This window comes from Streptomyces zinciresistens K42 (assembly GCF_000225525.1).
In the GTDB taxonomy this organism is placed as follows: Bacteria; Actinomycetota; Actinomycetes; order Streptomycetales; family Streptomycetaceae; genus Streptomyces; species Streptomyces zinciresistens.
The window spans coordinates 1-12,760 of sequence record NZ_AGBF01000036.1 but is presented as its reverse complement, the minus strand read 5'-3'; the positions used below and the strand labels follow the sequence as shown (position 1 = coordinate 12,760).

General features: G+C 74.2%; 11 protein-coding genes and 1 pseudogene. 1 reads left to right on the top strand and 11 read right to left on the bottom strand.

Annotation, left to right across the window (positions count from 1 at the left end; genetic code table 11):
• Positions 1–201 precede the first annotated feature (201 nt).
• The 8 genes and pseudogenes from SZN_RS13940 to infC all read right to left on the bottom strand — a co-directional run bounded on the left by SZN_RS13940 (position 202) and on the right by infC (position 8,821).
• Positions 202–1,278 carry a PP2C family protein-serine/threonine phosphatase gene (locus SZN_RS13940; RefSeq protein WP_007495408.1) on the bottom strand — a complete coding sequence of 359 codons (1,077 nt, stop codon included), beginning with the start codon at positions 1,276–1,278 and terminating at the stop codon, positions 202–204.
• Positions 1,279–1,435: 157 nt separating this feature from the next.
• Positions 1,436–3,949 (bottom strand): phenylalanine--tRNA ligase subunit beta, encoded by a 2,514-nt coding sequence (gene pheT / locus SZN_RS13935; RefSeq protein WP_007495407.1) that lies wholly within the window; start codon positions 3,947–3,949, stop codon positions 1,436–1,438.
• Positions 3,949–5,070: a phenylalanine--tRNA ligase subunit alpha gene (pheS, locus tag SZN_RS13930; RefSeq protein ID WP_007495406.1), complete on the bottom strand. Its 1,122-nt coding sequence runs from the start codon at positions 5,068–5,070 to the stop codon at positions 3,949–3,951. The genes pheT and pheS overlap by 1 nt, the downstream gene beginning before the upstream one ends.
• Before the next feature lie 136 nt (positions 5,071–5,206).
• Positions 5,207–6,331, bottom strand: coding sequence for a sensor histidine kinase (locus tag SZN_RS13925; RefSeq protein ID WP_007495405.1), 1,125 nt, complete (start codon positions 6,329–6,331; stop codon positions 5,207–5,209).
• Positions 6,332–6,383: 52 nt separating this feature from the next.
• Positions 6,384–7,232 (bottom strand): TrmH family RNA methyltransferase, encoded by an 849-nt coding sequence (locus SZN_RS13920; RefSeq protein WP_007495404.1) that lies wholly within the window; start codon positions 7,230–7,232, stop codon positions 6,384–6,386.
• Positions 7,233–7,335: 103 nt separating this feature from the next.
• Positions 7,336–7,719 carry a 50S ribosomal protein L20 gene (gene rplT / locus SZN_RS13915; protein WP_007495403.1) on the bottom strand — a complete coding sequence of 128 codons (384 nt, stop codon included), beginning with the start codon at positions 7,717–7,719 and terminating at the stop codon, positions 7,336–7,338.
• Positions 7,720–7,819: 100 nt separating this feature from the next.
• Positions 7,820–8,014 carry a 50S ribosomal protein L35 gene (gene rpmI / locus SZN_RS13910; RefSeq protein WP_003977225.1) on the bottom strand — a complete coding sequence of 65 codons (195 nt, stop codon included), beginning with the start codon at positions 8,012–8,014 and terminating at the stop codon, positions 7,820–7,822.
• A 110-nt stretch (positions 8,015–8,124) separates the two neighbouring features.
• A pseudogene (gene infC, locus SZN_RS13905) lies at positions 8,125–8,821 on the bottom strand (translation initiation factor IF-3).
• A 337-nt stretch (positions 8,822–9,158) separates the two neighbouring features.
• On the opposite strand from infC, the gene SZN_RS13900 reads away from it, so the two are divergent.
• Positions 9,159–9,530 (top strand): DUF1844 domain-containing protein, encoded by a 372-nt coding sequence (locus tag SZN_RS13900; protein WP_007495399.1) that lies wholly within the window; start codon positions 9,159–9,161, stop codon positions 9,528–9,530.
• Between the two features lies 1 nt (position 9,531).
• Here SZN_RS13900 and SZN_RS13895 read toward each other — a convergent pair whose 3' ends face one another.
• The 3 genes from SZN_RS13895 to SZN_RS13885 form a co-directional block, all read right to left on the bottom strand.
• Positions 9,532–10,263: an SseB family protein gene (locus SZN_RS13895; RefSeq protein WP_043730556.1), complete on the bottom strand. Its 732-nt coding sequence runs from the start codon at positions 10,261–10,263 to the stop codon at positions 9,532–9,534.
• A gap of 220 nt (positions 10,264–10,483) precedes the next feature.
• Positions 10,484–11,743 carry a type VII secretion-associated serine protease mycosin gene (mycP, locus tag SZN_RS13890; RefSeq protein WP_007495394.1) on the bottom strand — a complete coding sequence of 420 codons (1,260 nt, stop codon included), beginning with the start codon at positions 11,741–11,743 and terminating at the stop codon, positions 10,484–10,486.
• Positions 11,740–12,597, bottom strand: a complete 858-nt coding sequence (locus SZN_RS13885; protein ID WP_043730551.1) for a hypothetical protein — start codon at positions 12,595–12,597, stop codon at positions 11,740–11,742. The genes mycP and SZN_RS13885 overlap by 4 nt, the downstream gene beginning before the upstream one ends.
• Between the last annotated feature and the right edge of the window lie 163 nt (positions 12,598–12,760).

The window sequence follows — 12,760 nt, the reverse complement described above, 5'->3', positions numbered from 1 at the left end:
TCACACGGGGTGTGAACGGAGTGCGCGAATCCGCAGCGTGCGCGCGCTGTCGCGGAGAGTTCCGGTCCGGTTGACTTACCTGCCTCGCAAGAGGCCGGCCGGGCCGCCGGCTCCCCCTCGTACAGTGCGGCGGCCCGCTCCCGCGCCGTCCGCCCGGCCGCCCGACACTCCGCGGCCGGACGGACGGCCGCCGGCGACGCATCACAGGTGGTCGGTGGGCCGCGGGTCCCTCGCGGCGGGTCGCGCGGTGCCGTGCGCCCCCGGCAGGTTGCAGGCCAGGCGCGGGCGGTCGTTGCGCAGGACCATCAGCGCCATGTCGTCCGCGGGCCGGCCCCTGCGGTGCCGCAGGACGGCCGAGAAGAGGGTGCGCAGGACGGCCTGCGGAGAGAGCGGCTGGTGCCGTACGGCCTCGGCGAGCGCGCCGCGGAGGGGGAAGAACCGGCCGCGCGCGTCCCGTGCGTCCTCGACGCCGTCCGTGTACAGCACGAGGGAGTCGCCGGGCAGCAGCGAACCGCACGGCAGCGGGGTCAGGTCCGTGGGGAGCGGGAAGGGGCCGAGCGGCGGCAGGGGGTCGGTGCGGGCCAGCGGCTCCACGCTCGCCCCGCTGAGCAGATACGGCCAGGGATGGCCGCAGTTGAGGGCCAGGACCCCGCCCCCGGGGCCGATCTCCAGCAGCAGGACCGTGACGAACTCCTCGGCGACCGGGTCGTCGGGCTCGCGGCCCGCCGCCGCCGGGTGCTCGTCGCGGTGCCGCTCGCGCAGGTGACGGGCCAGGGCGCGGTCCAGCCGGCCCAGCACCCGGCCGAGGTCCGGCTCGTCGTGGGCCGCCTCGCGGAAGCTCCCGAGGACGGCGGCGACCGTGCCGAGGGCGGCGATGCCGTGGCCGCGCACATCGCCCATGACCACCCGCACGCCGTGCTCGGTGGCGATGACGTCGTACAGGTCGCCGCCCATGCGGGCACCGCGGTCCGCGGAGAGCTGGGCCGCGGCGGTGCTCAGCCCGTCGACCCGCGGCGGCAGCGGCCTCAGCAGCACGCTCTGGGCGGCTCCGGCGACCTCGCGCACCTGCCGCAGTTCCCGCAGCAGGGCCCAGCGCATGTGCAGGATCAGCCCGGTCCCCACGGCGAAGAAGACGGCGCTCGTGACGAGGCGGGCGCCCAGGCCGTCCTGGTGGGCGAGGGGGCAGGTCATCTTGTAGAGGACGGCGATCGCTCCCCAGGCGAGGGGCAGCCCCAGCGCGAGCACCTTGCGGGGAAGCCGAGGCGTGATGCGGAACATGCCGATGGTCCCCCAATAGGCCCTGGCGACGCAGACGGACCGGCCTCGAAAGGCCGGTCCGATTCTGTCGGGAGATGGTCCGGAAGTACCAGATCACCCCGAGAAGTCACCCCATCGAGTGAGGTGACCTCCGTGCTTCACCCGGGGCGCTCCCCGGCTACCCCCTCAGCACCGCCCCGGTCCGCTCGCCCGCGAGGGCCACCGCGGCGTCCCTGGCGGCCGACGCCTCGTCCACGGTCAGCGTCCGGTCCGCCGCGCGGAAACGCAGCGCGTAGGCCAGGGACTTCTTGCCGTCGCCGAGGTGCTCGTCGTTGACGTACACGTCGAACAGCCGGATGGCCTCCAGGAGTTCACCCGCGCCCTCGCGCAGCGCGGCCTCGACCTCGGTGGCCGGGACCGGCTTGTCGACGACCAGCGCGACATCCTGCGTCGCCACGGGGAACGTGGAGATGCCGGGCGCCTGCGGGGTGCCGTCGCCGGCCGCCTCCAGCGCGTCCAGGTCCAGCTCCATCGCGCAGCTGCGCGCGGGCAGGCCCAGCGCCTTGAGGACCCTCGGGTGCAGCTCGCCGGCGTGGCCGACGACGCGCTCCGCACCGTCCGCGGTGACCACCAGTTCGGCGCAGCGGCCCGGGTGCCACGGCCCGTACTGCCCGCCGCGCACGGTCAGTTCGGCCCCGGCCTCGCGGGCGACGACGCGCGCCGCCTCGACCGCGTCGGCCCAGCCGGCCGGGCGGCCCTCGCCCCACCAGCCGGCCTGCTCCCGCGCCCCGGCGAGCACGACGGCCGCATGGCGCGGCTGCTCGGGCAGCACCGCGTCCAGCGCGGCGATCTCCTCGTCGGTCGGGCGCCGGTCCACCGGCAGGTGCCCGGCGGCGCCGCGCTCCTCGCGGGGCAGGAAGACGAGCCCGGTCTCGAACAGCGCCAGGTCGTGCGAGCCCCGGCCGTCGTTGCGCCGCAGCGCGCCGAGCAGGCCCGGCAGCAGCGAGGTGCGCAGCGAGGGCTCCTCGTCGTTGAGCGGGTTGACCAGCCTGACGGTCCGGCGGGCCGGGTCGTCGGCCGCCAGGCCGAGCTGGTCGAGGACCTGCTCGCCGACGAAGGGGTACGTGGGTGCCTCGACGTAGCCCGCCCCCGCCAGCGCGCGGCCGACCCTGCGGTGCAGCCGCTGGCGGTGGGTCAGGCCCCGGCCGGAGGGCGGCTTGGGCAGCGTGGAGGGCAGGTTCTCGTAGCCCTCCAGGCGGATGACCTCCTCGGCCAGGTCGTTCGGTTCGGCGAGGTCGGGCCGCCAGGACGGGACGGTGACGAGCAGCTCGTCCTGCCCGTAGACGTCGCAGCCGATCTCCTGGAGCCGGCGTACGACCGTCTCGCGGCCGTAGACGACGCCGGCCACCTTGTCCGGGTGGTCGGCCGGGGTGCTGACGGTGTGCGGCGCGGACGGCGCGACGACCTCGGTGACGCCCGCGTCGGCGGTGCCCCCCGCGAGCAGGACCAGCAGGTCGACGGTGCGCTGGGCGGCCGCGGCGGCCGCCGCCGGGTCGACGCCGCGCTCGAAGCGGCGGGACGCCTCCGAGGAGAGCCGGTGGCGCCGGGCCGTACGGGCGATCGACACCTGGTCGAAGTGGGCGGCCTCGATGACGACCTCGGTCGAGGCGTTCGCCACGTCCTCGTGGTCGGCGATCTCGGTGTCGGCGCCGCCCATCACGCCCGCGAGGCCGATGGGGCCGCGCTCGTCGGTGATGACCAGGTCCTCGCGGTGCAGCGCGCGCTCGACGCCGTCGAGGGTGACGAGCTTCTCGCCCTCCTCGGCGCGGCGCACACCGATGGTGCCCCGGACCAGGCCGCGGTCGTAGGCGTGCAGCGGCTGGCCGAGCTCCATCATCACGTAGTTGGTGACGTCGACGGCGAGCGAGACCGGGCGCATGCCGACCTTCTGGAGCCGTCGCCGCAGCCAGATCGGCGAGCGCGCCTCGGGGCTGAGGCCGGTCACCGTGCGGGCGGTGAAGCGGTCGCAGCCGGCCGGGTCGGAGACCCGCACCGGGTAGCCGTAGGCGTTGGGGCCGGGCACGTCGAGCAGCGCGGGGTCGCGCAGCGGCAGGCCGTAGGCGATGGCGGTCTCGCGGGCGACGCCGCGCAGGGACAGGCAGTCGCCGCGGTTGGCGGTGACGGCGATGTCCAGGACCTCGTCGACCAGCTCCAGCAGTTCGACGGCGTCCCTGCCGACCTCGGTCTCCGGCGGGAGCACGATGATGCCCTTGGTGCCGTCGTCGCCCATGCCCAGCTCGTCGCTGGAGCAGATCATGCCGTGGGACGTGCGGCCGTACGTCTTGCGCGCGGCGATCGCGAAGCCGCCGGGCAGCGTGGCGCCGGGCAGGACCACGACGACCTTGTCGCCGGCGGAGAAGTTGCGGGCGCCGCAGACGATCTCCTGGGGCTCACCGGTGCCGTTGGCGCCGCCGACGTCCACCGTGCAGAAGCGGATCGGCTTCTTGAAGCCCTCCAGCTCCTCGATGGTCAGCACCTGGCCGACGACCAGGGGGCCCTTGAGGTCGGCGCCGAGGTGCTCGACGGTCTCGACCTCCAGGCCGGCGGAGATGAGTCTGGCCTGGACGTCACGGCCGGTCTGCGTCGCCGGCAGGTCGACGTACTCCCGCAGCCAGGAAAGCGGGACCCGCATCAGATCTCCATCCCGAACGGCCGGGTGAACCGGACGTCGCCCTCGACCATGTCTCGCATGTCCTCGACGTTGTGGCGGAACATCAGCATCCGCTCGATGCCGAACCCGAAGGCGAAGCCGCTGTACTGCTCGGGGTCGACTCCGCAGGCGGTCAGCACCCGGGGGTTGACCATGCCGCAGCCGCCGAGCTCGATCCAGCCCTCGGAGGAGCAGGTGCGGCAGGGGCGGTCGGGGTTGCCGACGGACGCGCCCTTGCAGACGTAGCAGAGCATGTCCATCTCGGCGCTGGGCTCGGTGAAGGGGAAGAAGTTGGGCCGCAGCCGGGTCTTCATGCCCGCGCCGAACAGGGACTGGACCATGTGGTCCAGGGTGCCCTTGAGGTCCGACATGGTCAGGCCCTCGTCCACGGCGAGCAGCTCGACCTGGTGGAAGACGGGGGTGTGCGTGGCGTCCAGCTCGTCGGTGCGGTAGACCCGGCCGGGGCAGATCACGTACACCGGCAGCGCCCGCTCCAGCAGCGAGCGGATCTGCACGGGCGAGGTGTGGGTGCGCAGCACGACACCGGAGTCGGCGCCGCCGTCGGGGCCCTGCACGAAGAAGGTGTCGGCCTCGCCGCGGGCCGGGTGGTCCGGCCCGATGTTCAGGGCGTCGAAGTTGAACCACTCGGCCTCGACCTGGGGGCCCTCGGCGACCTCGTAGCCCATGGCCACGAAGATGTCCTCGATACGCTCCGAGAGCGTGGTCAGCGGGTGGCGGGCGCCGGGCGGCACCCGGTCGTGGGGCAGCGTGACGTCCACGGCCTCCTCGACGAGCACCCGCTGGTCGCGCTCGGCCTCCAGCTCGGCCTGCCGGACGGCGAGCGCCTTGTTCACCGCGCCGCGGGCCTGGCCCACACGCTTGCCGGCGTCGGCCTTGGCGTGCGGGGGCAGGGCGCCGATCTCGCGGTTGGCGAGGGACAGCGGGGAGGTGCCGCCGGCGTGCGCGGTCTTGGCCTCCTGGAGCGCGTCGAGGGAGGCCGCGGCGGCGAAGGCGGCGAGCGCCTCGTCCCGCATCCGCTCGATCTCTTCCGGTTTCAACGCCTCGACCTCGACAGGGTCGTACGACTTATTCGGTGCCGACATCTCTTCCCGTGCTTCCGATTGGCTGGCGGATGGTCCCCGTACCGACTCGTGGACGGATCGTCACGGTTTCTGGGACACAAAGGTGCCAAAGGCCGAGTCTAACGGGGTTGTGGAACGCGGATGCGCCCGTGGTGCGTCAGGCCATGAAGGCCGGGGCCGCCACGGGCAGCGTAAATCGGAACTGCGCGCCGCCGGCGGGGGCGCGGCCGACGGTGATGGTGCCGCCGTGGGCTTCGACGATGCCCTTGACGATGTAGAGGCCGAGGCCGGTGCCGCCGCGCTTGCTGCCCCGCCAGAAGCGGGTGAAGACGCGGTTCATGGACTCCTCCGGGATGCCGGGCCCCTCGTCGCTCACCGTGACCGACGTGCCGGTGTCCTCGTCCTCGCGGGGGGACGCCGTGGCCGTGATGTCGATGGTGACCGTTCCGTCGCCGTGCCGCACCGCATTTTCGATGAGGTTGCTGAGCACCTGGTCGATCTTGTCGGGATCGGCCCACAGGGTGGGCAGGGGCTGCTCCAGGCGCAGCAGGAACCGGTCGGCGGGCTGCCCCGCGGCGACGTACGCCTGGATGTGCCGTCCGACGGCGGCGCCGATGTCGACGGGCTGGCGGCGCACCTCCAGCCGGCCCGAGTCGATGCGGGAGATGTCGAGCAGCTCGGTGATGAGCCGGGTGACGCGGTCGGCGTCGGCGTCGACGGTCTCCAGCATCAGCCGCTTCTGGTCGTCGGTGAACCGCTCCCACTTGGCGAGGAGGGTCGCGGTGAAGCCCTTGACGGAGGTGAGCGGGGAGCGCAGTTCGTGCGCCACGGTGGCGATCAGCTCGGCATGGCTGCGTTCGGTGCGGCGGCGGGCCTCGGTGTCGCGCAGCGAGACGACGACGCGGCGGACGGGTCCGGCGGGCTCGGCCCGGACGTAGCGCGCGGAGACCAGCACCTCGCGGCCGCCGGGCAGCAGGAGGTTGCGCTCGGGCTGGCGGCGCCGGATCGCGAGGCCGCCGTAGGGGTCGGTCAGCTGCCACCAGCGCCGGCCCTCCAGGTCCTCCAGGGGCAGGGCCTTGTCCAGGCGCCGGCCGAGGGCGTCGGCGGCGCGGACGGCCGTGATGCGCTCCGCCGCGGCGTTGAAGCGGACGACGAGACCGTGTTCGTCGGCGACGACGAGGCCGTCGGGCAGGTCGTCGGGGTCGACGCCGGACGCGGCCGGGTCGCCGGACGGCCCCCGCACCTGATGTGCCCCGGGTGCGCTGCTCGCGCCGACACTCATCCCCGTACCCCACCTCTCACCACGGCTGAGGGGTCCCGAGCTGGTCACCCTACTAGCTCTCGGTGACGGTGCGGCACCCTCCGGAGGCGCGCTGCGCACGGGCCGAGGCGTAGAGACATACGGCCGCGGCGGTCGCGAGGTTCAGGCTCTCGGCCCTCCCGTGGATCGGGACGCGTACGACGGCGTCGGCGAGGGCGCGGGTCTCCTCGGGAAGCCCCCATGCCTCGTTGCCGAAGACCCAGGCCGTCGGCCCGCCCATGCCGCCCTTGTCGAGCTCGTCGTCGAGGTCGCGGTCCCCGGCGCCGTCGGCGGCGACGACGCGCACCCCGGCGTCCCGGAGCGCGCTCACGGCCCGCTCGACGGGCACCCCGACGGCGACCGGCAGATGGAACAGCGAACCGACGGACGCGCGGACCGCCTTGGGGTTGTAGAGGTCGACGGAGGCGTCGGTCAGGACGACGGCCTCGGCGCCGGCGGCGTCGGCGCAGCGCAGCACGGTGCCGGCGTTGCCGGGGTCGCGGACATGGGCGAGGACCGCGACCAGCTTCGGCCGGGCGGCGAGGATCTGCTCGAAGGGGGTGTCGACGAACCGGCAGACGCCGACGAGCCCCTGGGGGGTGACGGTGGTGGAGATGTCGGCGACGACGTCCTCGGCGGCCGGGTGGACCCGGGCGCCGGCCGCGCGGGCCTCCCCGATGATGTCGGCGTACCGCTCGGCCGCCTCGACGGTCGTGAACAGCTCGACGAGCGTGGACCCGTGGGCCGCCGCCTCCCGTACGGCCTGCGGGCCCTCCGCGAGGAACAGCCGCTCCTTGCCGCGGGCGCCTCGCCGGGCGAGGCGCCGGGCGGCCAGGACGCGGGAGGAACGGGGCGGGATCAGCTCGGGGCTGGCGGAAGGCATGGCGGTCACCTTGGGTTCTGAGGGTCAGCGAAACACAGCAGGACCCGCAGGCCGTCGCGGCCTGCGGGTCCTTCCGTCACGTCTGCCGGAGGGGCAGCCGGCGTCACGCGGCCTTCGGCGCGTTGACGTCGCTGGGCAGCGCCTTCTGGGCGACCTCGACCAGCGCGGCGAACGCGCCCGCGTCGTTGACGGCCAGCTCGGCGAGGATCTTGCGGTCGACCTCGACGTTGGCGGCCTTCAGACCCTGGATGAAGCGGTTGTACGTGATGCCGTTGGCGCGGGCAGCGGCGTTGATGCGCTGGATCCACAGCTGGCGGAAGTCGCCCTTGCGCTTCTTGCGGTCGTTGTAGTTGTAGACCAGCGAGTGGGTGACCTGCTCCTTGGCCTTGCGGTACAGGCGCGAACGCTGACCGCGGTAGCCGGAGGCCGCCTCGAGGATCGCCCGGCGCTTCTTGTGGGCGTTGACTGCCCGCTTGACGCGTGCCACTTGTTTAACTCCTTGTAGCGGGGCCGTGGTGGGACTCACACGGCCCGGTGTCGATGGGGTCCCGGTCGAAGGTCAGGCGCGAAGTGCTCCGCGCCCGACGTCACTTGCCGAGAAGCTTCTTGATCTTCGCGGCGTCGCCCGGGGCCATCTCGGCGTTGCCGGTGAGGCGGCGCGTCACGCGGGACGACTTGTGCTCGAGCAGGTGGCGCTTGCCGGCGCGCTCACGGAGCACCTTGCCGGAGCCGGTGATCTTGAAGCGCTTGCTGGCACCGCTGTGCGACTTGTTCTTCGGCATAGCGCCGTTCTCTCCTCGTAGGTGGCGTTCCGGTGCCCGGTCGTGAAACCGGGCACGGTGGAACGTCGCTCTTGTTTCGGTTGACGTCCTGAGGGCTCGCGCCCCCGGGATCACGCCTCGGCGGAAGCCTCGGCAGGTGCCTCGGTCTCCACGGCCTCGGTGTCCGCGGCGTGGTCGGCCTCCGCGGCGTTCTGCGACTTGCCGGGGTTGGCCTTCGCGTCCGCCTTGCGGGCTTCCTGCGCCTGGCGGGCCTCGGCCATCGCCTCGGTCTTCTTCTTGTGCGGACCGAGAACCATGATCATGTTCCGGCCGTCCTGCTTCGGGTTCGACTCGACGAAACCGAGGTCCTGGACGTCCTCCGCGAGACGCTGCAGCAGTCGGTAGCCCAGCTCGGGCCGGGACTGCTCGCGACCACGGAACATGATCGTGATCTTGACCTTGTCGCCCTGCTTGAGGAACCGGACGACGTGACCCTTCTTGGTGTCATAGTCGTGCGGGTCGATCTTCGGCCGGAGCTTCATCTCCTTGATGACCGTGTGCGCCTGGTTCTTGCGCGCCTCACGGGCCTTCATGGCCGACTCGTACTTGAACTTCCCGTAGTCCATGAGCTTGCAGACCGGCGGACGGGCGTTCGCCGCGACCTCGACCAGGTCCAGGTCGTACTCCTGCGCAAGCTCCAGTGCCTTGGCAAGCGGCACGATGCCGACCTGCTCGCCACTGGGACCGACAAGTCGCACCTCGGGAACGCGAATCCGGTCGTTGATGCGGGGCTCGGCGCTGATGGATCCTCCTCGGTTAGCACCACACGGCGGTCTGGCGGACCGCCGCGTACGTCTGTTTTCCTGAGACCTCACCGCGCCGGCGCACAAAAAACGCCCCGGACGGTCACAGGCGGGGCTCCACAACACTGCCGGAGCACCGCCGCGATGACCGCGGGGCGCGCTTTCGGGCGACTCCATCGTCCGTACGGAACGATGGTGGCCGCCTGACCGGGGTGACCCGCCGTCCGCAGGACGGTCGGGTGGGAGATCGGAGCCTCCACTTGTGGGCTGGACACATACATCTCCAGCCGGTCGTCACACAAGGTTAGCAGCTCCCCGGGGGTGGCGCGAACCGGCCTGCACCGGGGCCTATCGTGTGGGGCATGAGTGACACCTCCCCCTCGGACGTCCCCGAGCCCCCCGCCGACTTCGACGCCATGACCCGCGACATCGCCGAGGTCCCGGCGGTCGAGGTGATCGTGACGGTCGCCGTCAACCTGATGAGCGCGGCGGCCGTGAAGCTCGGTCTGACCGAGGAGGGCGACGCGTTCAAGGACCTGGACGAGGCCCGCAAGCTGGTCCACGCCCTGGCCGGGCTGCTCGACGCGAGCGCGACCGAGATCAGCTCCTTCCACGCGGCACCGCTGCGCGACGGCCTGAAGTCGCTCCAGCTGGCCTTCCGCGAGGCGTCGCTGGTGCCGGACGAGCCGGGCAAGGGTCCGGGCGAGAAGTACACCGGCCCGGTCTACGGCTGAGTCATCCGCGTACGTACAAGGGCTCGCCCGGCGGCGTCGCCCCGGCCGGCAGCAGTGCCAGGTCGAGGCCGCGCACCAGGCGGGCCCTCAGCGTCTCGTCGGCCGCGAGCCGCTCGGCCACCGCGCGGGCGGTCCGGGCGGGTACGGCTGCGGGGTCCAGGACGAGGGCGAGCGTGCCGTCGGCCTGTCCCGGCCCCAGGTGGGCGCTGAGCACGGCCGGCTCGGCGGCCACCGCGGCCCGGACCGCCTCCCGGACGGCCGGGTCGGCCAGCGGATCGGTGGTCGTACGCCCCTCGGCGAGCGCGAGCAGGGCCCGGCCGGTCAGCTCGTAGGGCACCGGACCGGCCATGTCGAGCACGATCGTGTCCGCCTTCTCGTGGGCCGCCGCCCGCAGGGCCTGGGGCAGGGGGACGGCCACGGGGCGGGCGGCCGGGTCCCAGCGGGCCAGGGCGGCGGTGGAGGTGAAGGCGGGCAGCGCGGTGCGGTCGCCGGCCTTCAGGGTGGGGACGGCCATGTCGCTGGTCTTCTCGCGGCGCAGTCCGTTCCCGTCCTCCTCGACCTCGCCGAGCACGGCGACCACCGGGACGAGCAGCCGCGCGCCCCTGAGCGCCGCCAGGACGGCTCCCTCGGCGGCGCGGTCCCCGGCCCAGACGGCGAGCGCGGCGCTCAGCGCCGGGTCGGCGGAGCCGTCGTCGTCGGTGAAGGGGGAGTCGGGAATGTTCTTGTTCGCCACGGTCACCGACCCTATCGGGGGGGCCGGACGACCCGGGAGCGGGGCATCGCCCCGGTGGAGGCGGCGGCCGTGGCGGGGGTGGCGGTGTCCACGGCGGGGGACGGGGTGGACGGGACCGCCGCCGCGCCGGCGGAGGGCGGGCGGGGGCCTGGGTGACGCGGGGGGCGTCCTCGGAGATCGCGCGGCGGCCCGGGGGGCCTGTCTGCGCTTCGGGGTGCGGCTACAGGTCGTAGCGGCTGCGGCGGCCCCGCAGGACCGCGACCGCCGCGACCAGCAGGAGGCCGCCGGCGCCGCCCGCGAGCCAGGCGGTCCAGGCGGTGCCGCGGTTGCCCGAGGCGTCGCCGTCGGGCCCGGCGCCGAAGTACCGGTCGCCGTACGCGGCCGGCTTCAGGGCCCGCGGCTCGGTCGCGGCGGCCTTCTTGAGGGCGGCCGCGGGGTCGATGAAGCCGTAGCCGCGGGAGTCGTCGCGCCCGTCGGCGGGGGCGTTGCGGGCCGTGTCCTCCAGGAGCTTCTTTATCTGGGCCGGGCTCAGGCCCGGTCGGGCGGCCCTGACCAGGGCGACCGCGCCGGAGACGAAGGCCGCGGCGGCGCTGGTGCCCCACCCCTCGTAGTACTTGCGGTCGGGGTCGGCGATGACGACGTTCACGCCGGGGGCGCTGACGGTGGCGTACCAGCGGCGGGTGGAGAAGGAGGCGCGGGTGCCGTAGCGGTCGACGGCCGTCGCGGCGATGACGCCGGGGTAGGCGGCCGGGTAGGAGATGTGGTCGCCCTTCTCGCCGCCGTTGCCCGCCGAGGCGACCACGACGGCGCCCTTGCGCAGGGCGTACTGGACGGCCTCGTCCTCGCCGGCCTCGGCGTGGGCGGCCTTGGAGTCGTCACCGAGGGAGAGGTTGATGACGTCGGCGCCGTTGTCCGCGGCCCAGCGGATGCCGTCGGCGAGGGCGTTGCCGCGGGTGCTGCGGGCCTTCGCGCGCGCGGGGTCGCCGTCCTCCAGGATGACGCGGACGGGGAGGATCCTGGCCTCGGGCGCGACGCCGATGACGCCCTCGCTGTTGCCGGGGCCGTGACCGCGGCCGGCGATGATGCCGGCCATCGCGGTGCCGTGCCGGGCCCAGGCGCGGTCGCCGCGCCGGGCTCCGAAGCCGACCATGTCCTTGCCCTGGACGACGTTCCCGGCAAGGTCGGGGTGCTCGGCGTCGACACCGGTGTCGAGGACGGCGACGGTGACGCCCTTGCCCCTGGTGGTCTGCCACGCCTCCTGGGTGCGCATCGCCTCCAGGGCCCACTGCTGGGCGCGGATGGAGTCGGCGTGCGCGGCGGTGGCGGGCAGTACGGCGAGGCAGGCGCCGAGGAGGGCGGCGAGCGGAGCGGTGCGCCGGGGCGTGCGGGTCTTGCGCGCACGGGGCACGGCGGTGGGCGGCGCGCTGTCCGGTCCGGGACGCGCGCCGTGGTGGGCGCCGGGGCGCGTTCGGGGGGTCATGGCGTCTTCTCCGGTGCGGGGCCGACGTTCTTGCGCAGGGCGCGCTCGACGCGGTCGGCGAGGCCCTTCGCCTCGTGGCCGAGTCCGGCCTGGGCGACGGCCGAGGTGGCGCCGGACCGCATGGCCTGCCGCGCGGGCTCGGGCTCGCCGGCCCTGCGGTCGTCGGCCCAGCCGGAGACCGCGAAGACCACGACGGGCGCGTCGGTGAGGACGGACACGGTCCAGGACGCCCGCTGGTCGTCGCCGAACCCGGCGGAGGCGGTGCCCTCGGCGGCGTAGGGGCGGGGCACCAGGTCGGTACGGCGGTCCAGGCCCTCCGTGGTGAAGCGGTCGCCGAGGGCGCGCATGCCCGCGGCGTCGGCCTTGGTGAAGAGCAGGCCGACGGTGGTGACGTTGCTCTGGGTGGCGTCGACGTAGGTCGCGCGCAGCAGGCGGCCGCAGCCCACGGGGGCGAGCACCTTGCGCAGGAGCGGGTCGAAGGCGTTCGCGCAGCCGGTGTCCGGGGCGACGGCGACCCTGGTCCACGACCGGTCGGCACCGCCGGGTCCGGCGCCGTTGCCGGCCACGGTGGGCGGGAACAGCCGGTCGACGGGGATGTTGTGCCACAGGCTGCCGGCCGCGGTGAAGGTGTCCCGCGCCGCGCCGCCGCCGGGCTCGCCGACCAGCCAACTCCCGGTCACCGCACCGCCGATGAGGCCGAGCCCGAGCACACCGCAGGCGGCGGCCAGGGCGATCCGGGGCGGGAGACGCACCCCGAGGGGCCGCGGTCGCGCCCGCTCGTCGTATCCCTCGGGCTGTCCGAACGAGACGACGGGGCGCCCGGCGCCGGGCGTGACGGGGGCGTTCCAGGACAGGGCCGGGTCCGGGGCGAACGTGTGCGGGCCGTGGGGGGACGCCCCTCCCACGGTGGGGGCCTGCCGGGGGCGGGGCGGGGCGGGCGGCGCGGAACCGGTGCGGGCGGCGGGGAACGGCGGCCCGCTGCCGCCGGGCACCACACCGGGCGGCGTGGCAGCGCGG